A 21,060-nucleotide genomic window follows, 5' to 3' on the forward strand; every position below is an offset into this window, starting at 1 on the left:
CAAACCCAAGGGGGCGATGACGGTGATCGAAAGCCCATGCTGGCGTGGCGCTGCGGGGCACGATAGAGCGGGGCGATGGCTGGCCCTTCCGCACCCCGTATCCGGATCGACCGACGCAGGCTGTTGATCGGTGGCGGCGCCGGGCTGGGGCTGGTGGTCGCCTGGGGACTGTGGCCGCGCAGCTATGCGCCGAACCTGACCGCCGGCCCCGGCGAGAGCCTGTTCGGCGCGTGGGTGAAGATCGGCAAGGACGGGCAGGTCCGCGTCGCGGTGCCGCAGGCGGAAATGGGGCAGGGCGTCTACACTGCGCTTCCCCAGATCCTCGCCGACGAACTGGGGGCGGACTGGGCGCTGGTCGGCGTCGAGCCCGCGCCGCTCAACCCGCTCTATGCCAATCCGCTCGCGGCGCAGACCTTGTTCGCGCCGGCCCTGGCGCGCCTCCCCGAAAAGGTGCAGCGCAGCCATGCCGCGCGTGCCGACCTGATGCTGACGGCCTGTTCCACCTCGATCCGTACCTTCGAGGACGATCTTCGCCAGGCGGGTGCGGCGGCACGGGTGCTGCTGTGCAAGGCGGCCGCGCGGCGCTGGGGCGTCGATTGGCAGGCCTGCGGCACGGCCGGTGGTGCGGTGATCCATGGCAGTCAGCGCCTCGGCTTCGGCGAACTGGCGGCCGAGGCGGTGCGCGAGAAGGCGCCGGCACAGCTGCCCTTGCGCGGGGGCGAGGGCGGACGGCTCTATGGGCAGCCGCTGCCCCGGCTCGATGCCCCCGCCAAGCTGGACGGCAGCGCCAACTTCGCTGCGGACGTGCGGCTGCCGCACCTGGTGTTCGCCGCGATCCGCCAGGGGCCGATCGGCGAGACTGAGCTGGTCCATGTCGACCGCGCGGCGGCCAATCGCGTGCGGGGCATGCTTTCGATCGTCACCACCAAGCAATGGGTGGCGGCCGTGGCGACCAACGGATGGGCAGCGGAACGTGCGCTCCAGGCGATGCGGCCGCGCTTTCGCAATCCTGCGACGGTGATCAACGACGACAGCATCGACGCCGCGCTCGACGCCGCACTCGCCGGGGACGGCACCCGCATCGAGGCCAAGGGGGATCTTTCCGCGGAGTTTCGCGGCGCGCGGGTGATCACGGCGGACTATCGCGTCGGCCTCGCCCCGCACGCGCCGCTGGAGCCGATGACCTGCACGGCGGACTATGCCCATGGCCGGCTGGCGCTGTGGCTGCCCACCCAGGCGCCGGGCCTTGCCCGTGCGGCGGCGGCCAAGGCGCTGGGGATCGATCCGGCGCGGGTGACGGTGCATGCGATGCTGGGTGGCGGCTCGTTCGGCGAGAAGCTGGAGGTCGATGCCGCAGTACAGGCGGCGCTGATCTCGCAGGCGGTGCAGCGCCCGGTGCAACTCACCTGGTCGCGCGACGAGGATCTGCGGCGCGATCGTTTCCGCCCGGCGGCGGCGGCCCGTCTCACCGCGAAGCTGGGGCAGGGCGGGACGGTCAGCGCCTGGCTCGCCAAGATCGCGGCACCGTCGACGGGGCGCGAGCTGGCGTCCCGGCTGCTGGCCGGCGACGCGATTGCGGCAGCGGCGCTGGCGATGCCGGGCAAGGGCGACGCATCCGCCGTGGAGGGCGCGTCGCCGGCCTATGCGATCCCCAATCTCGCGGTCGATCATCACCCGGCAGACATCGGCGTGCCGACCGGTTATTGGCGCTCGGGCGCACACAGCTATACCTGCTTCTTCGCCGAGAGCTTCGTCGATGAGCTCGCGCATGTGGCCAACCGCGACCCGCTGTCGTTCCGGATGGCGATGCTCGGCAATCAGCCGCGCCTCGCACGCTGCCTGCAGACCGCGGCCCAGCTTGGCGGCTGGCAGGGCGGTGAGCCGGGAAGCGGGCAGGGACTCGCCGCCCATGCCTTTCGCGGATCGTACATCGCCGTGATGGCCGAGGCGCACCTGACCCCGCAGCGCGAAATCGTCGTCGAGCGCCTCGTCGCGGCAGTCGATTGCGGGCGGGCAGTGAATCCCGATCTCGTCCGCCAGCAGATCGAAGGCGGGCTGCTCTTCGGCCTCGCTGCCGCGTTGGGGGCGGCGACCACCTTCAGCGAGAACATCGCCGATGTGCAGACGCTCGCCGAACTCAACCTGCCGACGCTGGCGAGCACCCCCGACATCACGGTCGAGATCCTGCCCAGCGGGTCGGACCCCGGCGGGGTGAGCGAGCTGGCCGTGCCGCCGACTGCGCCCGCCATCGCCAACGCGCTGCAAACCGCCACCGGCACGCGCTTCCGGCGCCTGCCCTTGCTATCGGACGCCGAATGACCCTGCCTGCCGACCACCCCAAGATCCCGCCGGCCCGCGTGGGCGTGCTGCTGGTCAATCTCGGTACCCCCGACGCGCCCGATGCCGGCGCGGTGAAGCGCTATCTGGGCGAGTTCCTGTCCGACCGCCGCGTGGTCGAAATCCCGCCGCTGCTGTGGCAGCCGATCCTGCGCGGCATCATCCTGCGCACCCGGCCGAAGAAATCGGCGCATGCCTACGCCCAGGTGTGGCGCGAGGACGGCTCGCCGCTCGCCGCGATCACCAAGGCGCAGGCGCGCGGGCTGGAGGGCGCGTTCGGGCCGGGCGTCACCGTCCTCCACGCCATGCGCTACGGCAAGCCCTCGGTCGGCGAGCAGGTCGCGGCGCTGAAGGCGCAAGGGTGCGAGCGGATCCTGGTGGCGCCGCTGTACCCGCAATATTGCGCGGCGACGACGGCGACCGCCAACGACGTCGCCTTCGCTGCGCTGATGGCGATGCGCTGGCAGCCTGCGCTGCGCACCCTGCCGCCTTATTATGACGACCCCGCCTATATCGACGCGCTGAAGACGAGCGTCGAGGAAGGGCTCGCAGGCCTCGACTTCACCCCCGATGCGGTGATCGCCAGCTTCCACGGCATGCCGCAGCGGACATTGGCGCTGGGCGATCCCTATCACTGCCATTGCCGCAAGACCGGCCGGCTGCTCGGCGAAGCATTGGGCCGCGAGCTGATCGTTACCTTCCAGTCGCGGTTCGGCCGCGCCAAGTGGCTGGAACCGGCAACCGACACCATGCTCGAAGCGCTTCCCGCCAGGGGCATCCGGCGCGTGGCGATCGTCTCCCCCGGTTTTTCCGCCGACTGCCTGGAAACGCTCGAAGAACTGGCAATTCGAGGGCGCGAAAGCTTTCTGGAGGCGGGCGGCACGAATTTCGCATATTTGCCTTGTCTCAATGATAGCGCGACGGGCATGGGGTTGCTCCGACAACTAATCGGGCGCGAACTTGCCGGCTGGGTGGACCCCGCCTAGCCATTTCTTGGGTTTGATTTGGAGAGGAAGGCACATGGCACGTGTAGCGATCGTCACCGGCGGCACTCGCGGGATCGGTGAAGCGATCAGTCTGGCGCTCAAGGACGCCGGCATCACCGTCGCGGCCAATTATGCCGGCAATGACGAGAAGGCGGCGGCCTTCAGCGAGCGCACCGGCATCAAGGCGTACAAGTGGGACGTGGGCGATTTCGACGCCTGTGCTGCCGGCGTGCAGCAGGTGGAAGCCGAACTCGGCCCGGTCGACATCGTCGTCAACAATGCCGGTATCACGCGCGACGGCACCATCCTGAAGATGAGCCGCGAGATGTGGGAAGACGTGATCCGCATCAACCTGGGCGGCTGCTTCAACATGGCGCATGCCGTGTTCCCGGGCATGCGGACGCGCAAATGGGGGCGCATCGTCAACATCGGCTCGATCAACGGCCAGGCCGGCCAGTACGGCCAGGTGAACTACGCCGCCGCCAAGTCGGGCATCCACGGCTTCACCAAGGCGCTGGCGCAGGAAGGCGCGCGCTTCGGCGTGACGGTGAACGCGATCGCCCCGGGCTATATCGATACCGACATGGTCGCGGCGGTGCCGGCGGACGTGCTGGAGAAGATCGTGGCGAAGATCCCGGTCGGCCGGCTTGGCCAGGCGCACGAGATCGCCCGCGCAGTGGCCTTCCTCTGCGCCGAGGAGGGCGGCTTCGTCACCGGGTCGACGCTGTCGGTCAATGGCGGCCAGCACATGTACTGAACGAACAAGGGGGCCGGATCCTTGCGGTTCCGGCCCCCAACGGCTCTCGATACGCTACGCGAGAGCAAGTGTACGCGTACAACACAATCGGGATAGGCGGGTTCCCTTGACCGAACCCTGAACGGCTTGGTTATTTGTCGTTCATCTTCGCGGGTGCAGCACTGGCGGTCGGCGCGAGAGACGCTAAGAAACGGGACATGCGCTTTCGGCTTCGCCTGTTCGCCCTTCCGCCGCTGGCGCTCGCCATTTCTTTTCTCACCGCTTCGGGGAAGGACCTGCGCACCCCGCTGGACAACCGTCCGGTGATGGATGCGGTGCAGGTGCCGCTGGCGCCCGGCGATCCTGCCCGGCACACGGTGGGGCGCCTGCGCTATCTGGGGGGTGTTCGCCTCACCAGTCCCGATCTCGGCTTTTCCGGCTTCTCGGCGTTGAGCGTGGTGGGCGATCGCTTCACCATGCTCAGCGATCGCGGGAACCTGGTGCGGTTCCGGATGGGCAGCGACTGGCGCCCGTTCGACATCCGCTTCGCGGATCTGCCGGACGGACCCGGTCTGGGATCGGTGAAGGGCGATCGCGACTCGGAATCGCTCGCCCGCGATCCGGCCACGGGGCAGTTCTGGATCGGCTTCGAATCGCACAACGCGATCTACCGCTACGATCCTGGGTTCACGCGGGGGCTGGGGGATGCCGCGCCCAAGTCGATGGCGCGCTGGCCGCAGAATGGCGGACCGGAATCGATGGTGCGGCTGTCGGACGGGCGCTTTCTCGTCATCGGCGAAACTGCGCGTCCGATTGGCGGCCAGCGGGACCAGCGCGAAGTGCTGCTGTTTCCGCACGATCCCACCCTCGGCAATCCGCAGCCGATGCGATTCGCCTATGTGCCGCCGGCCCACTATGATCCCAGCGATGCCGTGCAGCTGCCCGATGGGCGCCTGCTGGTGCTGGTGCGGCGATTCGCCGTCCCCTCGCTGTTCACGGTCAAGATCGAACTGGTCGATATCCGCGGCGTACAGCCGGGGCAGGTGCTGCGCGGCACCGAGATCGCCGATCTCTCGCCGCCGCTCCAGCACGACAATTTCGAGGGTCTGGCGGTGCAGCGCGAGGGCGATTCGCTCGTGCTGTGGATGGTCTCGGACGATAACGAGCAATGGTGGCAGCAGACGCTGCTGCTCAAGTTCCGCCTGGATCTTTAGCCCCGCACAAACGGAAAAACCCGCCACTGCGGGTGCAGTAGCGGGCCAAACCGTTGACCTGAAGAAGGATCAGGCCGCTTCGGCGGTGCCGGCGGTCGCCTTGCGCACTTCGCGCTTCAGGCGACGGGCGCGCAGCGAGAGATCCTCGTCACGCGACTTCAGCAGCCAGTTGTCCAGGCCGCCGACATGCTCGACCGAACGCAGGCCGTGCGTCGAGACGCGCAGGCGGATGCTCTTGCCGAGCGAATCGGAGATCAGCGTGACGTTCTGCAGGTTCGGCAGGAACGTACGCTTGGTCTTGTTGTTGGCGTGGGAAACATTGTGTCCCACCTGCCGGCCCTTGCCGGTCAGCTCGCAAATGCGCGACATCGCTTCAAATCCTGAGTTGGGCAGAAAGCCGGAAAGGCCGCGCTGTTAGCGTCGATACGCGTTGCAGTCAACCGATTCACTTGGAAAGGCCGCGCAACCCGCACGCCGCCGGGGCGTTGGGCAGGTGAAACGAATAGGAGGAGATTGGGATGCGCGCAATCCTTGGGTTGCTGGGCGTGCTCGTTTTGGTCGCGGTCGTGCTGATCGCGCTGGGCTTGCTGAATGTCGATGTGCGGGGCGGCAAGCTGCCCACGGTGTCGGCCGAAACGGGCAAGGTGGCCGTCGGCGAATCGAACAGCACGGTACGGGTGCCGACCGTCGAGATGAAGGACAAGCAGGTGAAGCTGCCGACCATCGACGTCCAGAAGGCGCCGGAAGCGACGGCGACGCCGGCGAAGTGACTCCGCGTCCGGCCCGAATCGCGGCGGCGGCGCTGCTGCCGCCGCTGGGCGTGTATCTGGAGGAAGGGGCGGTCCGCCCCTTCCAGCTTGCCTGTGGGCTGACGCTGCTCGGGTTTCTGCCAGGCGCAGGCTATGCGCTGTGGCGCCTCTTCCAGCGCCGGAAGCTCATGTCGGCCTGAGCACAGGTGACCGGGGCCGGCGCTGCGGCTAAAGCCCGGGGCGATGTTTCCGCTCCCTCCTCCCATGCGCGCTGCGCTCGCAGCCGCGGAAGCTGCCGCAGCCGCTGGCGAGGTCCCGGTGGGCGCCGTGGTGATGCTCGGGGGCGAGGTAATCGCTACCGGCGCCAACGCTCCCCGTCGCCTGCACGACCCGAGCGCCCATGCCGAGATGCTGGCGATTCGCGCCGCGGCACAGCTGCTGGGCCGCGATCGGCTGGAGGATTGCGATCTGTGGGTCACGCTGGAGCCCTGCGCGATGTGCGCCGGCGCCATCGCCCATGCCCGCATCGCCCGGCTCTATTACGGCGCGAGCGATCCCAAGGGCGGCGCGGTGGAGCATGGCCCCCGCCTGTTCGGCCAGCCGACCTGCCATCACCGCCCCGAAGTCTATGCCGGGATCGGCGAGGCCGAGGCGGGGGCGTTGCTGCGCGCCTTCTTCCGCAGCCGGCGGTAAGCTGTGGCGCACTGGCCGCCATGGCGAAGTTGCGCTAGCGTCGGCAAAACAGGAGAGGGCCGATGCTGCGCTGTCTTACCGCGATCCTGCTATTGTTGCCGGTTGCCGCCGGCGCCGCCGAGAAACCGGTCCTCAGCTGGGGCAAGCCCGGCGTGACGCTGGAGGCCTATCGCGCGGATGCCGTCGCCTGCGGCCGGCAGGGCTATTATCTCGACGTCTCGAGCACCGAAGCGGCCAAGGTGTTCAAGGACGCCTCCCGGCAACTCGAAAACAACGAAGCACGCCTCAGCATGGTCGGAGGCGATGTCGATCGCGCAATGCAGGTCGCCAATGATTCGGGCCGCATCGTCGAGCGCACCCGTCCGGCCGAGCGGATGAAGCAGGTGCGCACGCTGCTGCAGGACACGGTGGCAGATTGCCTGCGTGCGCGAGGCTATACCCAGTTCGCGCTGACGCACGACCAGCAGCACTATCTGCGCACCCTCCGGTTGGGCTCGCCGGAGCGGCACGCCTATCTCCACAGCCTGGCGAGCAACCCTACGGTTCTGGCGGCGCAGCACCTGTAAAATCGGATCGCACTGCAAAAGGTTGTGAACCGGGGCCCGCTCCGGATATGAGGGCGGTGCACCATGAGCGCACCTTTTCCCTGGATCGACGTAGCGATCATCTTCGTGCTGATCGCGATCAACGGCATTTTCTCGATGTCGGAGCTGGCAATCGTCTCCGCCCGCCCGGCGCGGCTGGAGGCGCTGGCCCGGCTCGGCAATCGCGGCGCCAAGACCGCGATCGAGCTGGCCGAGGACCCCGGCAAGTTCCTCTCCACCGTCCAGATCGGCATCACGCTGATCGGCATCGTCGCGGGTGCCTATTCGGGCGCGAGCCTGGGCGAGCCGGTCGCCAAGCGACTGGAAGCATTCGGCCTTTCCGTCGAGTTCGCGCATACGCTGGGGATCACGCTGGTGATCGGCCTCACCACCTTCTTCTCGTTGGTGGTGGGCGAACTGGTCCCCAAGCAGTTCGCGCTGCGCTCGCCCGAGCCGATCGCCGCGGCGATGGCGCTGCCAATGCGCTGGCTCTCCTGGGGCACCGCACCGGTTGTCTGGCTGCTCGATTCGTCGAGCGCGCTGGTGTTCCGCCTGCTGCGGTTGAAGCGCGAATCGGAAAACCGAGTCACGGCCGAGGAGCTGCACCTGATCGTGGCCGAGGCGAGCAAGTCCGGCGTGATCGAAGAGCATGAGCGCTCGATCATTTCCGGTGTCGTGCGCCTGGCCGATCGGCCGGTGCGCGAAGTGATGACGCCGCGCACCCAGGTCGACTGGCTCGATGTCGATCTCGATGGCGCCGGCATCCGCGAGGAGCTGCTCGCCACCCCGCACACCCGCCTGCCGGTGGCGGAAGGGTCGATCGACGCGGTGATCGGCGTGGTCCAGGCGCGCGACATCGCCGCCGCGCTGTTCCGCGGCGAGCCGCTCGATCTGCGCAAGCTGATGCGCAAGGCCCCCGTGCTGCCCGACCAGGTCGACGCGATGGACGCGCTCACCGCGCTCCGCCAGGCCGAGGTGCCGATGGGGCTTGTCCATGACGAATATGGCCATTTCGAAGGTATCGTGACGCCGGCCAATTTGCTGGCGGCGATCGCGGGCGAATTCGCCTCCGATTCGGAGCCCGGCGACAATCCCAACATCGTCCAGCGCGAGGACGGCTCGCTGCTCGTCGCCGGCGCGACCCCGGCCGACCAGCTCGCCGAGCGGCTCGGCATCGATCTGCCCGAGGACCGGGACTATGCCACCGTGGCGGGTCTGGCGCTGGCGGTCCTCAAGCATCTGCCGGCCGAGGGCGAGGTCTTCGCCGAACAGGGCTGGCGCTTCGAGATCGTCGACCTCGATGGCCGCAAGATCGACAAGCTGCTGGTCAGCCGCGGCGCCGGCTGAGGCGTCGCCGCCAGGGCGATGGCCTCACTTGCTGTCGTAGCGGATCTTCCACAGCTTGTACGGCGACCCGTCCGCGAGCGGCACCGGCTCGAGCCAATCGGGCACCTGCCCCTTGGCCAGCTGCGCGTAGAAGCCCACGGGATTGCGTGCGCGGTAGACGGTCGTCTCTGCCATGTTGGGGCAGAGCAGCAGATAGGCGGCCTTGTGCCGCGCGGCGATCGGGCGGAAGCCCTCCGCCGTGCCGGTGAAGGCGTGGTGGACGTCGAGGATCGCCTGGCCGTTGCGGTGATAGGGGCCGGCCACCGCATTGTGGTGGGTCACCACAATCAGCCGGGGCCCGAGATCGACCTGGGTGAACATCGTCGTTGCCGGAATCGCATCGAGCGTGCGGAGCTGTGAGGTGCGGGTGCAGGCGATGTTTGCCTGACGCACCTTGTCGCTACCCGCCTTGGCGCCGTTCTTCGCCGCCCACGGCATCTTCACCCCGCTCGCGGCGATGCCCACGCCGACAAAGGCGAGCAGCGCCACGCCGATCCGCGCCCAGAGCGGGCCGCGCTGGAGCAGCAGCGGCACGAGAATCCAGATCAGGGCGGTGATCCCCGGCACGGCGAGCAGCTGCGCTCCCGGCGCCGCGCGCATCTGCCAGAGCAGCATGGCGCCGGCGAAGGCCGTGAACAACGCGATCGCGACCCAGCCGACCAGCATCGGCGTGCGCCGTGCGTTCCACACGGCGAGCAGCGCGCCGATCAGCCCCAGCACGGCGACGATCGCCACCGGTACGGCGGTGTCCGCCGGGTGCCGGTAGATCGGCCGCGCCTCGCGCACATTCGACAGCCAGACGCGGTAGAGCTCGTCCGAGACCTGCTCGGGACGCCCCAGGCATTGCGGGAAGAAATGGACGAAGCCGGCGACGATCACGCCGCCCGCCACCGCCGCCAGCGCCAGCCGCACCAGCCGCGAGGTGGGGTTGGCGAGCGTCAGCGCCACCAGCAGCGCACCGGCGGCGACCAGCACGCTGAGCCAGACCGGGGTCAGCGCGTCGCAGCGCATCGCCTGGTTGGCGTAAGACGCGAAGGCCGCGAAGCCGATCGCCGAGCCGCCGCCGAGCGTCAGGCCATAGACCATCAGCCTGGGCCGCTCGCCCGCGTCCCAGACCCAGCGCAGGGCCAGGATCGCCCCTGCCATCGCGCAGAAGGGGAGAAGCTCGAGCCCGATCGACAGCGAGAAGGCGCTCGCCAGCCCGACGACCGCACCACCGCGGGCGCCCTTTGGATCGGCGATGCCGGCGACGGTGATCGCCAGCGCGGCGAGCTGCCAGCCATGATGGTCGATCCGCAGCGGCGCATACATCGGCAGCGTCGTCGTGCAGGCGGTGACCAGCAGCACCAGGGCGATCGGCCAGGCGAAGGGCGAGACGAGGCGGCGGACGGTGAGCGACAGGCCGGTCATCGTGATCGAAAGCGGCAGCAGCGGCGCGATGCCGCACGCCCATTTCTCGGCGGTCGCGGTGCCGAGGAAGGGCTTGAGCAGCAGGATCAGTCCGGCGATCGGCAGGTCGACGATGCGCGACCAATGGATGTCGAATCCGCCCAGCGCCGGGTCCATCCGGTACTGGCGCAGATCGTACCAGCCCTGTCCGGCGAGCAAGGCACGCACCTGCATCAGCCGCATATTGTCGTCGGTATCGCCCAGCGTCAGCCAGTAGATGTTCCCCTGGCGCTGCTGGAGGAACCACACGACCACACAGGCCCAGGCGACCAGCGTCCAGCCCAGCCAGTGGCGGTCGAATTCGTCTCGAAGGCGGAAAAGCCGGGTAGGGATGGGCGTCAAAATCGCTTTCCTCGGATGCTGGCGCGCATTAGGGCGGGGCAGGGTCCAAGGGCAAGCGAGAGTGACGGCGGTACTGCATAGGATTGAAACACTGCTGGAAAAGCAGGTGGTGCAGCAGCTGATCCGCTTCGTGATCGTGGGCGGCCTGTCGACGGTGGTGTACGCGGGCGTCTATTGGCCGCTTGCCACCTATGTGATCCCACCGGTGCTGGCCTCGGTGGCGGGGTTTCTCGTCGCGGTGGTGTTCGGCTATGTCTTTCACAGCCGCTGGAGCTTCCAGGGGCACGGCGCCGAGCAGAATGCGGCGCTCAAAGTCAAGTTCTTCGTCGTGCAATCGGCGGGCATGCTGATGAACGCCGGCTTCACCTGGGTGCTCACCGGCCCCTGGGTCCATGGCCCCACCTGGTGGCCGCTGGTGCCGGCGGTGTTCGTCACGCCCTTCGCCACCTTTGCACTCAACCGTTTGTGGGTTTTCGGCTGAAATGGATCGCATCGTTTACGACCGCATGGCGGCGCATGACTCCACCCATTGGTGGTATCGCGCCCGCCGCGACATCCTGGCCGACTATCTCGCCCGCTACGGCGCGGTGCCGAAGAACGCCAGGATTCTGGAGATCGGCTGCGGCACCGGGCACAATCTGCCGATGCTGGGCGCGTTCGGCGAGGTCGACGCGATCGAGATCGATCCCGCGGCGCGCGAAATCGCGAGTGCCCGGCTGGGCAAGCCGGTGGGTTCGTCGCCGCTACCGGACCTGACCGGAGTCGAACCGGGCAGCTATGATCTGGTCGCGGTACTCGACGTGGTCGAGCATATCGACGACGATGTGGCCGCGCTGAAGGCGATGGCACGGGTGCTCAAGCCCGGCGGCAAGATCCTGATCACCGTGCCTGCGCACCAATGGATGTGGAGCGCGCACGACGTGGTGAACCATCACAAGCGCCGCTATTCCAAGGCGACGCTGCTCGCCGCGCTGGAAAAGGCGGGGCTCAAGTGGCGCAAGCTCCGCTGGTTCAACTCGCTGCTGTTCCCGGTGGCGGTGGCCGCGCGCTTCGCCGGCAAGCTGATGGGCAAGGACGACAGCGACGATTCGCCGCCGCCGGCCGCGCTCAACAAGGCATTCGAGACGATCTTCGGGCTCGAGCGCCACCTGCTCGGCCGCCTGCCGATGCCGCCGGGCCTCTCGATCATCGTCCTGGCCGAGCCGAAGCGCTGATTCGAACCGGCCCTCCCCCAGAGGCCGAGGGCAGTCGGTTATAGCCAAACACGCCGTCGTCTCCGCGAAGGCGGGGATTCATTGGCGCTGATGTGGGGCTCTTTCCCCAGCGCTCAGGGCAATGGATTCCTGCCTTCGCGGGAATGACGATGGTTTTTCCAAATCCGCTGGCCCCTGGCTTCCTAGGCAATTGCCCCGGCAGGCAGGAGAGGGCCGCAGAAGGTCGATTTCGCGCGCGGGCCGGTGGCCTTCGAACTCCCCGGCCCGCGCGCAGGATCAGGCGGCCCTGGTCGCCTGATCCATGAGCTTCTTCGCCAGCGCGATCGCATCGGCCTCGCTGGTCTTGCCGGCCTGGAGGTCGTCGGCGATTTCGAGCAGCCGGCTGGCGATCACAGTGCCGGTCTGCGCCGCCTCGGTGATGCGGATGCCGCCCTTGGCGTTGGCGATGCGGTCCCATTCCGCGCGGATCGCCGCCCAATAGCCCTTGGTCGCCGCCCAATAGGCGTCCGCCGCCTTCACGTCATTGCCGTCGAAGCGGGTGTAGCTGTTGAGCACATATTCCTGGACGACCGGCTGCAACTTGCCGTCGATCACGCCCATCTTGGTATTGTCCTGCCAGTGGATCCAGCCGGTCGGGGTCGGCTGGTGGCGGTTGATGCCGAGATAGCGGTCATAGATCGGCCCGCGCACCGCATCGCGCCGGGCGAGCGGGCGCCAGGTCCAGCCGGACCGCCAGCGCCGCACGCCGCCCTCGCTGGTCCACCGGCCCCAGCTGCCATAGCGCGGGCTGTCGTCGACCTGGTACACGGTCTGCGACCAGCGGCCCCGGCGCATCGCCTCGGGCACCGCTTCCCATTTCCATTCGTTGGGACCGGCATAGACGAGCACGCGGGCCGGCTCATAGTCCCAGTCCTGGCGCCAGTGCTTGATCACCATGGTCTTGCCGCCCTGCTCGACCACCAGCAGATGCTGGAGCACGATATGGCGGCCGCTGTCCTCGATCACCCGCACCACTTCGTTGCCGCCAGAGATCGACCGGTCGATCGGGGTATAGTCGGCGCGCCAGGCGGTCGATTCCTGCATGTCGAAGCGGACCTTGAAGGTGCCCGCCATGGCGAGGATGTCGCGCCGGTCGGCCGCGAACGCGGCCTGTTCCTCGGCGGCGGTGCGTGGTTTGACCGGGCCGTCCGCCGCCGCGGGCAGCGCTGGCACCATGGCGGCAAGGCTCAGGGCCAGCAGGCCAATATGTCGAAACTTCATGATGTGCCCTCCGATGGTCAGAAGCGGTAGCTGATCGAGACGCTGCCGTTGCGCCCCGGCTGGGTATAGGCGTCGGTGATCGCCGAGCTGGCGGCGAGGCCGCGCACGTCGTTCCACCAGGCGTATTTCGTGTCGAACAGGTTGAAGATGCCCGCGCGCAGCGTGAGCCCCTGGGTCAGCCGGACAAAGGCGGTGGCGTCGACGATGGTGAAGGCGTCGGGCCGGTAGCAGGCGGCGGTGCACACGGCCGTCGTGGCGCTCAGCTCCTTGCGGGTGCTGTGGGTCACGCTCAGCTGGCCCCCGAATGCCCCGTCGGGCGCGCGGTAGCCGAACCCGCCGACGATCTTCGCGGGATCGACCGTCGAGAGCGACGCCCGCGCGCCGTTGCGGATCACGTCACCATCGGCATAGGCGAAGGCGAGGTTCGCGGTGAACCCGCGACCGAGCTGGGCATCCACCCGCCCTTCGATGCCGTTCACCCGCGCCTCGTCGAGGTTGATGAACTGGTACACCGCCGGGTTGGCGGGGGTGAACGCGCCGCCCACCACTTCCTGCGAGATGAAGTTGTCGTAATCCGCATGGAAGCCGGTCAGCTGCACGCGCACGCCGCCGCCGCCGAAGCGGATGCCCCCTTCCACGCTGCGGCTGGTCTCGGGCTTCAGATTGGGGTTGGGCTCGGAGCGATAGCCGAAGGCGAGGTTCTGGAAGAACTGGTTGACCTGGCTCGGCTCGGGCGCCTTGAAGCCCTGCGCATAGTTGGCGAACAGGCTCACGTCCGGGCTCAACGCCAGCGTCGCGCCGATCTTGGGCGAGACGCGCGAGCCGCTCTGGCGCGCCGAGTTGAACGCCGGCAGCGCCGCATCCTTCTTGGGATCGAGCGCATAATGGTCGAAGCGCAGCGCCGGGAACAAGGTCACCGGGCCGAGGCTGATCTCGTCCGAGACGAACAGGCCGGCCAGCGTGAAATCGGTGATCGGGAAGGCGCGGGTGGGATAGGTCTCGCCCGCCGGCGGCACGGTACCGTCGCGGATGCCCTCCTGGCGGGTACGGCTGGCGTCGGCGCCGACGATCAGCCGGTGGCGCAGCGCCCCCGTCTCATAGCCGAACACGATCTCGCCAGACCCGCCGAACACGCGATTGTCGAAGGTGTTCAGCCGGGTGCGGTCGGCGAGCACGGTGCGGTCCTCGGCGGAGAACTGGCGGTCCTCGGCCTGCTGCCAGTAGAGGCTCAGCCGGGTGCGCTGGATCGCGCCCTGCCCCGTCCAGGTCCAGTCGAACGCCGCGCGCTTGCGCTTCGTGCTGTCGTTGGCGGTGGTCCCGGCGACGCTGGCGCTGACGCTGGTCAGCACGTTGCTGTCGAGATGGTTGTCCAGATACTCCCCGGTCAGCCGCAGCTTGTGGCCGTTGCCGGGCGCGTAGACGATCCGGCCGAGCACCGCGTTCGAATCGCCGTCCTGCGGATTGGCCTTGGTGCGTGCCGCCCCGCTGCCGCCGACGCTGCCCTTGTTCTCCAGCTCGGCAAAGTCGCGGCGGGTATAGGCGACCATCGCCGACCAGTCGCCGCTGCGCCCGGCAAGGATGCCGGTCTCGCTCCATTCCTGATCGGACGACTGGTAGCCCGCCCGCACCAGCCCGCCCACCGACTTGCCGCCGGTCAGGAAATCGCCCGGATCGGCGGTGGTGAAGCTGATCGCGCCCGCCAGCCCGTCGCTGCCATAGAGCGCCGACGCCGGACCGCGCAGGATCTCGACCGACTTGACCAGGCCGAGATCGACATAGTCGCCGCGCCCCACGCTCTGCGCGCCGAAGGTGAAGCCGTCGGGCACGCGCACGCCGTCGACCTGGATCAGCACGCGGTTGCCGCCGATGCCGCGGACGACGAAGCCTTCATTCCCTGCGCGCCCCGTGGTGCCTGAGGCCGCGCCGAAGCGGGCCGGCTGGCGCGGCACGCTCACGCCGGGTTCGAACCGCACCAGATCCTTGACGTCGTTCACCAGCTGGTCGGCCATCTTCTCGTCGGTGACGACGGTGACCGTGGCCGGCACCTTGCGGGTATCGGTGGCGAGCCGCGTCGCGGTGACGGTGATCGTGGCGGGATCGGGCTTGCCGTCCTCGGCGGCGCCGCGGTCCTGCTGCACCTGGGCGCCTGCCGGCACCGCAGACAGGTAGGCGAACAGGCTCGCCGCCCCGGCCAGACGAGCGATGGAATGGATCACAAAAGCTTCCCCTGTTTTGATAATGCAACTGAGTCGCAGTTGCTATATCGTTTATTGCGGTCCCGTCAAACCCCGCCCGTAACGATCTGCTCGCGTGGCAAGGTTGCCGCGGCAGGAACAGGCCGCCACAAGGACGGTTGCCTTTCCCGTGTCCGCGAGCCCGCCATGTTCCGCCTGCCCCGCACTGCCACCGCGCCCTTTTGCCCTTCCGAGGTGCGCGGCACCGTGACGGTGCCGGCCGGCCTGCCGCCGCTCGCCAAGCTGCTGCGCTACATGGGGCCGGGACTGCTGGTGTCGGTGGGCTATATCGATCCCGGCAATTGGGCGACCGACATCGAGGCGGGCTCGCGCTATGGCTATGGCCTGCTGTTCGTGATCCTCGCGTCGAGCGCGGCGGCGATGCTGCTCCAGTCGCTCTGCGCCCGGCTCGGCATCGCCACGGGGCGCGACCTCGCTCGACTGGTGCGCGATCGCTACTCGCCCGCCGTTGCCAGGACGCTGTGGGTGTTCGCCGAACTCGCGATCATCGCCACCGACGTGGCCGAAGTGCTGGGCAGCGCACTCGCCTTCCAGCTGCTGCTCGGCATTCCGCTATGGATCGGCGTGCTGATCACCGCGCTCGACGTGGTGATCGTGCTGAGCCTCAAGGGGCAGGGGTTCCGGCAGATGGAAGCGATCATGCTGGGGCTCGTCGGCACGGTTGCGGCCTGCTTCGTCGTCCAGCTCTTCCTGTCGCAGCCCGAGGGGGCGGCGGTGCTGGCTGGGATGGTACCGGATCCGGCCCGGCTGGCGGATCCCCACGCGCTCTATCTTGCGATCGGCATCCTCGGCGCGACGGTGATGCCGCACAATCTCTACCTGCACAGCTCGGTGGTGCAGACGCGCGTCTCCGGGACGGACGACGCCGCCAAGCGCGAGGCGGTGCGCTATGCCCAGATCGACATCATCGCGGCGTTGCTGGCCGCCACCTTCGTCAACGCCGCGATCCTGATCGTCGCGGCCTCGGCCTTCCACGCCAATGGCAATACCGGTGTGCACGAGATCGAGGATGCCTATCGCCTGCTCGTGCCCGCAACCGGCGCCGCGATTGCCGCGCCGTTGTTCGGCATTGCGCTACTGGCGTCGGGCCAGAGTGCGACCTTCACCGGCACGATCGCCGGCCAGGTGATCCTGGAGGGGTTCCTCGACCTCAAGATCCCCTGCTGGGTGCGCCGGCTGATCACGCGTGGTCTCGCGCTGGTGCCGGCGCTGGTGGGGGTGGTGGTGCTCGGCGATCACGCGGTGGGCAGGCTGCTGGTGCTGACCCAGGTGGTGCTGTCCGCAGGGCTGCCGTTCGCAATGGCGCCGCTGCTGCTGCTTACCGCCGACCGCCGCCTGATGGGTCGCTATGCCAGCCCGGGATGGCTGCAGGCGCTTGGCTGGCTGCTGTTCGCGGCGATCACCGCGGCGAACCTGTGGTTGGTCGCCGCGCTGTTCGCCTGAGCGTTGCGATCAGACCCCGGCCGCCGGGCGGCGTGCCGCGACGGCAGTGGTGACGGTGTCGTCGAGCTTACGGCCAAGGCGAACCATCGGCCGCTCGACCAGCTCGAACATCAGCGTCGCCGCGCCGAGAACGCCGAGGAAATAGAGCGGGGTGAGGACGGCATAGGCCGCTTCCCAGCCCGAGAACCAGTCCCAGGTCGACATCAGCAGCACCACCGCGACCGGGTGCAGCAGATATACGGAATAGCTGATCCGCCCGAGGAACACCGTCACCCGCCCGGTAAACAGCTGCAAGTGGATGCACAGCAGGAAGATCGCGATCCCGGCGAAATAGCCGGTATTCGATGCCCAATAGCCGAGCTGCTCGTTCTCCGCCTTCCAATAGGCCAGGAAATAGGCGAGCAGCACGCCGCCCACCAGGCAGCCGATCGCGGCCAGATACTGGTTGCGCGACACCACCGTGCGATCCAGCAGGTGCATGCGCGCCAGCGTGCCGAAATGCATCGCGGCGAGATAGGTGGGAATGCCGAGCGGCAGGCCGCTGGACGGATGGACCCAGCGCCATGCGCCCGCCGCGAGCGCGATTCCCAGGAACGTCAGCATCGCCGCGAACTGGTAGCGCGGCCGTCCGAGAATCGCCGCCGCGAACATCAGGTAGCAGACCCCGTAGAACACCCATTCGATCAGCAGCGTCCAATCGACCCCGATGATCGATCCGACGCCGACGAGCAGGTGCAGCATCGTCAGATTCACCAGCAATCGGGCGGGTGAAACGATGTCGTCGCCGGTGATGTAGCCGACCGCCGCGCCGGCCAACACTGCGAGCCAGAAGGCGGGGTACAGCCGGAACACGCGGCTGATCGGGAAGGACAGCAGCGGATATCGGCCCCGAAAGCTGAACGGGATGACGAAGCCGCTGATGCAGAAGAACGCGACCACGGCCATCCGGCCCGGGCTGAAATACTCGACCAGCGTCGCATGCGCGGCATGCTGCAGCGGCGCGGGGACCTGATGCCGAACCGAAACTTCGCCCCAATGGGCGATCATCACCAGCGTGGCGGCAATTCCGCGCAGCCCGTCGATTTCCTTGAAACGCGTATCGGTGCGCACGCCCATCCCCAGATGACTTGTATTGGCCGCCCCTAGCATAGCTGCCCTGGGTTGGACATGCCCCGGGAGCGACGGTCCGTGCCCTGCGCGGGACCTTGCACCATCGCGCCCCGCCGCGAACGGTTCCGGCGTCCGCGAGTTCCCCGGTGACGACGTGCCCGCAGATCGCTACAGACCGGCGATCATGAAACGTCCCCAGCTTTCCGTCGTCGTCCCCTGCTACAACGAAGAAGCATGCCTAGACATGCTCCACGCCCGCGTCAGCGCTGCCGCGCGCGACGCGGTGGGCGAGGATTACGAGATCGTCTTCGTCAACGACGGGTCGCGCGACCGCAGCTGGGAGGTGATGCAGCGCCTGTCCGCCGCCGATCCGCACCTCGTCGCGATCAACCTGTCGCGCAACCACGGCCACCAGCTCGCGCTCACCGCCGGGCTCGACCTGTGCGCCGGCGAGCAGATCCTGATCATCGATGCCGATCTCCAGGATCCACCCGAGCTGCTGACCGAGATGCGCGCCACCATGGCCGCGCAGGGCGCCGACGTGGTCTATGCCGTCCGCCGCAAGCGCGAGGGCGAGAGCCTGTTCAAGAAGGCGACCGCGGCGATCTTCTACCGGATGCTCGATCGCATCACCGACACGCCGATCCCGCTCGACACCGGCGACTTCCGCCTGATGAGCCGGCGCGCGCTCGATGCGCTGCTGTCGCTGCCCGAGCAGGCGCGCTTCATCCGCGGCATGGTCGCCTGGATCGGCTTCCGCCAGGTGCCCTTCGTCTACGACCGGCACGAGCGCCACGCCGGCGAGACCAAATATCCGCTCGGCAAGATGATCCGCTTCGCGCTCGACGCGATCACCGGCTTCTCGACGGCGCCCCTGCGCTTCGCCAGCCATGTCGGCCTGCTGCTGACCGCCGCCTCGGCGCTGCTGGTGCTCTACATCCTCGTCGCCTGGCTGCTCGGCCGCGCGGTGCAGGGCTGGACCTCGACGATGCTCGTCGTGGTGGTGCTCGGCGCGGTGCAGATGTTCGTGCTGGGGATGATCGGCGAATATCTCGGGCGGCTCTACGTCGAATCGAAGCGGCGGCCGCTGTATCTGATCGCCGATGTGGCCGGGCCGGTGCAGGGCCATGCCTCGCTCGGCTATCGCCACCAGGATTCGGGTGCGATCAGCGTATCCCCCCAAGCCCGCCACAACGACGCCGCCGAATAAATCCTCCCCCGGAGAGGAGGGGGACCGCCGCCGCAGGCGGTGGTGGAGGGATGTGCACGCTGAAGACGCGTGCTATCGCACCAGCGTCGCCCCCCCTCCGTCACGCTGCGCGCGCCACCTCCCCTTGCAGGGGAGGATTTTTCGCCGTTACGCCATCGCCCTGGCGCGTTCCTCCACCAGCCGTTCGAGCATGGTCAGCGGCATCGCGCCGAGGCGGATGACTTCGTGGAACTGCTTCAGGTCGAACGTCGGCCCGGCGATCTTCTGCGCGCTCGCCCGCGCCCGGGTCCAGGCGATGTGGCCCAGCTTGTAGGCGCAGGCCTGGCCTGGCTGGGTGCAATAGCGCTCGATCTCGCGCTGCGAGCGGGCGCGGGGGAAGCCGGTGGTGGCGACGAGATAGTCGGTCGCCTGGTCGCGGCTCCACTGCTTGGTGTGGATGCCGGTATCGACCACCAGCCGCGCCGCGCGGAACAGGAAGGACTGGAGGTAGCCGGCGCGCTCCAGGGGCCCATGATAGGCGCCGATCTCGTCCGCCAGCTGCTCGGCATAGAGCGCCCAGCCTTCGGAATAGGCGCTGAAGAAGCCGAACTTGCGGATCAGCGGGCCTTCCGCCGCCTGGGCGGTGCTGATCTGGAGATGGTGCCCCGGCAGCCCTTCGTGGAAGGTGAGCGAGGGCAGCGAATATTTCGGCCAGTCGCCCACCGTCTTGAGGTTGATCCAGTAGATCGCCGGGCGCGAGCCATCGAGCGCGGCGCGCGTGTAATAGCCGTTCGAGGCGCCGTCCTGGATCTCCACCGGCACCGCGCGGATCTCGAGCGGCGCCTTGGCGGGGTTGAGGAACGCCTTGGGCAGTAGTGCCGAGACCTCCTGCACGCCGGCGTTGAGCCCGGCGATCAGCGCGGTGCGGCCCTCCGCCGTGTCCGGGTAGAGCTGGTCGGGCCGCGCGTTGAGCGCCGTCAGCCGCTCGCCGACGCTGCCCTGGGTCAGCCCCTGCTGCTTCAGCAGCCCGTCCAGCGTCGCGCTGATCTCGGCGACCTGCTCCAGCCCCATCTTGTGGACCTGGTCCGGCGTGAAGCGGGTGGTGGTCCATTGCTCCAGCGCAGCGGCGTAGATTTCCTGGCCGCGCGGCACGTCCCACAGGCCGGCCGAGGTGCGGCCCTTGGCGTGCAGCTGCTCGATCAGCGCGATCTGGCGATCGAGCGCCGGATAGACCTTCTCGCCGACGATCCTGGCGGCGCGCCCCTGCCAGTCGCCGGCAAGGCCCTTGGCGGCGGCGCGCTTGACCAGCGACTGGGTGAGCGTGTTCGCCGCCGGATCGACCTGGCGCAGCTTGGCCATCTGGGCGAGGGTCAGCTCCAGGCAGAAGCCGGGGGCGACCAGCCCGCGCGTCGCCGCATCCTTCTGGTCCGCCGTATCCTGATCGAGCACCCGGCCGAGCGCATCGAGGCGATCGAGATAGGCCTCGGCATCGTCCTGCGTCGCGATCGTGTGGCTGGTGTTGAGGAAATCCGGCATCGAGAAATAGGCGCCGCCCTGCTGGAAGATCGGGAAGGGGCGGCCGACCGAATCGATCTGGAACCTGTCCTGCGCCACCGTCCCGCTACGCAGCGAGTAGAGTACGACCTCGCGGTCCAGCCGCGCGCCTTCGGACAGGGTGGCGGGGTCGAATGCCTCGATTTTCGCGATCGCCGCCTTGGTATCGGCGAGGGTGCGCGCCTTGGCGGCGGGGCTGCCGTCGCTCAGTCTGTGCTTGAGCGCGGCGTTGGGGCCCTTGTCGAAGCCGAGCGAGGTAGCGAATTCGGGCGCGCGCTGGATGCGCTCGGCGACGATCTGGTTGTAGACGGCGTTGATCTCGGCATCGCGCGTGCCGGCTACTGCAGCGCGCGCGGTCGCCGGAATCAGCGCGGCAAGCGCGGCGGTGCTCGACGATGCGAGGAAGTGTCGACGATCCACGGTGTTCCCCCTCCGATATGTCTGGATGAGGGGGAGGGTAGCGCGGATCGGCGCAAGGTCCAGCGTCTATCCTCCCCCGCCAGGGGGAGGTGGCAGGCGCAGCCTGACGGAGGGGGAGGAAGCACGACGGCTTCCGTTC

The 21,060-nt window shown here is 68.4% G+C and carries 19 protein-coding genes; 13 read left to right on the forward strand and 6 right to left on the reverse strand.

Annotation, left to right across the window (positions count from 1 at the left end; translation table 11 throughout):
* The first annotated feature begins 75 nt into the window (after nt 1-75).
* The 4 genes from QZ814_RS09495 to QZ814_RS09510 all read left to right on the forward strand — a co-directional run bounded on the left by QZ814_RS09495 (nt 76) and on the right by QZ814_RS09510 (nt 5,273).
* Nucleotides 76-2,319, forward strand: a complete 2,244-nt coding sequence (locus tag QZ814_RS09495) for a molybdopterin cofactor-binding domain-containing protein (protein ID WP_294331306.1) — start codon at nt 76-78, stop codon at nt 2,317-2,319.
* Nucleotides 2,316-3,323, forward strand: a complete 1,008-nt coding sequence (gene hemH, locus QZ814_RS09500) for a ferrochelatase (RefSeq protein ID WP_294331310.1) — start codon at nt 2,316-2,318, stop codon at nt 3,321-3,323. The genes QZ814_RS09495 and hemH overlap by 4 nt, the downstream gene beginning before the upstream one ends.
* A gap of 34 nt (nt 3,324-3,357) precedes the next feature.
* On the forward strand, nt 3,358-4,080 hold the full coding sequence (phbB, locus tag QZ814_RS09505) for an acetoacetyl-CoA reductase (protein ID WP_294331314.1): 723 nt from the start codon (nt 3,358-3,360) through the stop codon (nt 4,078-4,080).
* Nucleotides 4,081-4,277: 197 nt separating this feature from the next.
* Entirely contained in the window at nt 4,278-5,273 is a 996-nt protein-coding gene (locus QZ814_RS09510; RefSeq protein ID WP_294331317.1) for an esterase-like activity of phytase family protein, read from the forward strand.
* A 69-nt stretch (nt 5,274-5,342) separates the two neighbouring features.
* Here the strand turns inward: QZ814_RS09510 and rpmB are convergent, their stop codons facing one another.
* Nucleotides 5,343-5,642, reverse strand: coding sequence for a 50S ribosomal protein L28 (rpmB, locus tag QZ814_RS09515; RefSeq protein WP_294331320.1), 300 nt, complete (start codon nt 5,640-5,642; stop codon nt 5,343-5,345).
* Between the two features lie 149 nt (nt 5,643-5,791).
* Here rpmB and QZ814_RS09520 point away from each other — a divergent pair, with 149 nt between their 5' ends.
* The 5 genes from QZ814_RS09520 (at nt 5,792) to QZ814_RS09540 (ending at nt 8,646) form a co-directional block, all read left to right on the forward strand.
* Nucleotides 5,792-6,043 (forward strand): hypothetical protein, encoded by a 252-nt coding sequence (locus tag QZ814_RS09520; protein WP_294331322.1) that lies wholly within the window; start codon nt 5,792-5,794, stop codon nt 6,041-6,043.
* On the forward strand, nt 6,040-6,222 hold the full coding sequence (locus QZ814_RS09525) for a YqaE/Pmp3 family membrane protein (RefSeq protein ID WP_294331328.1): 183 nt from the start codon (nt 6,040-6,042) through the stop codon (nt 6,220-6,222). Before QZ814_RS09520 ends, QZ814_RS09525 begins: the two co-directional genes overlap by 4 nt.
* A 64-nt stretch (nt 6,223-6,286) precedes the next feature.
* On the forward strand, nt 6,287-6,715 hold the full coding sequence (locus tag QZ814_RS09530; protein ID WP_294331331.1) for a nucleoside deaminase: 429 nt from the start codon (nt 6,287-6,289) through the stop codon (nt 6,713-6,715).
* Nucleotides 6,716-6,777: 62 nt separating this feature from the next.
* The gene (locus QZ814_RS09535) at nt 6,778-7,281 is read left to right on the forward strand and encodes a hypothetical protein (RefSeq protein WP_294331334.1); all 504 of its coding nucleotides are present in this window, start codon (nt 6,778-6,780) and stop codon (nt 7,279-7,281) included.
* Between the two features lie 63 nt (nt 7,282-7,344).
* Nucleotides 7,345-8,646, forward strand: coding sequence for a hemolysin family protein (locus QZ814_RS09540; protein WP_294331337.1), 1,302 nt, complete (start codon nt 7,345-7,347; stop codon nt 8,644-8,646).
* A gap of 24 nt (nt 8,647-8,670) precedes the next feature.
* On the opposite strand, the gene QZ814_RS09545 is transcribed toward QZ814_RS09540, so the two are convergent.
* The gene (locus QZ814_RS09545) at nt 8,671-10,476 is read right to left on the reverse strand and encodes an AcrB/AcrD/AcrF family protein (RefSeq protein ID WP_294331340.1); all 1,806 of its coding nucleotides are present in this window, start codon (nt 10,474-10,476) and stop codon (nt 8,671-8,673) included.
* A gap of 61 nt (nt 10,477-10,537) precedes the next feature.
* Between QZ814_RS09545 and QZ814_RS09550 the strand changes: the two genes are divergently transcribed.
* Together QZ814_RS09550 and QZ814_RS09555 are read left to right on the forward strand one after the other, a co-directional pair.
* Nucleotides 10,538-10,957 (forward strand): GtrA family protein, encoded by a 420-nt coding sequence (locus QZ814_RS09550; protein WP_294331343.1) that lies wholly within the window; start codon nt 10,538-10,540, stop codon nt 10,955-10,957.
* Between the two features lies 1 nt (nt 10,958).
* Nucleotides 10,959-11,690, forward strand: a complete 732-nt coding sequence (locus QZ814_RS09555) for a class I SAM-dependent methyltransferase (protein WP_294331346.1) — start codon at nt 10,959-10,961, stop codon at nt 11,688-11,690.
* Nucleotides 11,691-11,966: 276 nt separating this feature from the next.
* Here the strand turns inward: QZ814_RS09555 and QZ814_RS09560 are convergent, their stop codons facing one another.
* Nucleotides 11,967-12,950 carry a DUF6607 family protein gene (locus QZ814_RS09560; protein ID WP_294331348.1) on the reverse strand — a complete coding sequence of 328 codons (984 nt, stop codon included), beginning with the start codon at nt 12,948-12,950 and terminating at the stop codon, nt 11,967-11,969.
* Between the two features lie 17 nt (nt 12,951-12,967).
* Nucleotides 12,968-15,166 carry a TonB-dependent hemoglobin/transferrin/lactoferrin family receptor gene (locus QZ814_RS09565; protein WP_294331350.1) on the reverse strand — a complete coding sequence of 733 codons (2,199 nt, stop codon included), beginning with the start codon at nt 15,164-15,166 and terminating at the stop codon, nt 12,968-12,970.
* Nucleotides 15,167-15,331: 165 nt separating this feature from the next.
* Between QZ814_RS09565 and QZ814_RS09570 the strand changes: the two genes are divergently transcribed.
* Nucleotides 15,332-16,648, forward strand: coding sequence for an Nramp family divalent metal transporter (locus tag QZ814_RS09570; protein ID WP_294331352.1), 1,317 nt, complete (start codon nt 15,332-15,334; stop codon nt 16,646-16,648).
* Nucleotides 16,649-16,657: 9 nt separating this feature from the next.
* Here QZ814_RS09570 and QZ814_RS09575 read toward each other — a convergent pair whose 3' ends face one another.
* Nucleotides 16,658-17,758, reverse strand: a complete 1,101-nt coding sequence (locus QZ814_RS09575) for an acyltransferase (RefSeq protein WP_294331354.1) — start codon at nt 17,756-17,758, stop codon at nt 16,658-16,660.
* 184 nt (nt 17,759-17,942) lie between these two features.
* On the opposite strand from QZ814_RS09575, the gene QZ814_RS09580 reads away from it, so the two are divergent.
* Nucleotides 17,943-18,968, forward strand: coding sequence for a glycosyltransferase family 2 protein (locus QZ814_RS09580; RefSeq protein WP_294331357.1), 1,026 nt, complete (start codon nt 17,943-17,945; stop codon nt 18,966-18,968).
* Between the two features lie 147 nt (nt 18,969-19,115).
* On the opposite strand, the gene QZ814_RS09585 is transcribed toward QZ814_RS09580, so the two are convergent.
* Complete coding sequence (locus tag QZ814_RS09585) at nt 19,116-20,921, reverse strand: DUF885 family protein (RefSeq protein ID WP_294331359.1); 1,806 nt, start codon at nt 20,919-20,921, stop codon at nt 19,116-19,118.
* Nucleotides 20,922-21,060 lie beyond the last annotated feature (139 nt).

It is taken from the genome of uncultured Sphingomonas sp., assembly GCF_913777625.1.
GTDB lineage: Bacteria > Pseudomonadota > Alphaproteobacteria > Sphingomonadales > Sphingomonadaceae > Sphingomonas.

Coding starts and splice junctions, on each gene's coding strand:
- QZ814_RS09495 (WP_294331306.1), top strand. CDS start 76: ATGGCTGGCCCTTCCGCACCCCGTATCCGGATCGACCGACGCAGGCTG.
- hemH (WP_294331310.1), top strand. CDS start 2,316: ATGACCCTGCCTGCCGACCACCCCAAGATCCCGCCGGCCCGCGTGGGC.
- phbB (WP_294331314.1), top strand. CDS start 3,358: ATGGCACGTGTAGCGATCGTCACCGGCGGCACTCGCGGGATCGGTGAA.
- QZ814_RS09510 (WP_294331317.1), top strand. CDS start 4,278: ATGCGCTTTCGGCTTCGCCTGTTCGCCCTTCCGCCGCTGGCGCTCGCC.
- rpmB (WP_294331320.1), bottom strand. CDS start 5,642: ATGTCGCGCATTTGCGAGCTGACCGGCAAGGGCCGGCAGGTGGGACAC.
- QZ814_RS09520 (WP_294331322.1), top strand. CDS start 5,792: ATGCGCGCAATCCTTGGGTTGCTGGGCGTGCTCGTTTTGGTCGCGGTC.
- QZ814_RS09530 (WP_294331331.1), top strand. CDS start 6,287: ATGCGCGCTGCGCTCGCAGCCGCGGAAGCTGCCGCAGCCGCTGGCGAG.
- QZ814_RS09535 (WP_294331334.1), top strand. CDS start 6,778: ATGCTGCGCTGTCTTACCGCGATCCTGCTATTGTTGCCGGTTGCCGCC.
- QZ814_RS09540 (WP_294331337.1), top strand. CDS start 7,345: ATGAGCGCACCTTTTCCCTGGATCGACGTAGCGATCATCTTCGTGCTG.
- QZ814_RS09555 (WP_294331346.1), top strand. CDS start 10,959: ATGGATCGCATCGTTTACGACCGCATGGCGGCGCATGACTCCACCCAT.
- QZ814_RS09560 (WP_294331348.1), bottom strand. CDS start 12,950: ATGAAGTTTCGACATATTGGCCTGCTGGCCCTGAGCCTTGCCGCCATG.
- QZ814_RS09570 (WP_294331352.1), top strand. CDS start 15,332: ATGTTCCGCCTGCCCCGCACTGCCACCGCGCCCTTTTGCCCTTCCGAG.
- QZ814_RS09580 (WP_294331357.1), top strand. CDS start 17,943: ATGAAACGTCCCCAGCTTTCCGTCGTCGTCCCCTGCTACAACGAAGAA.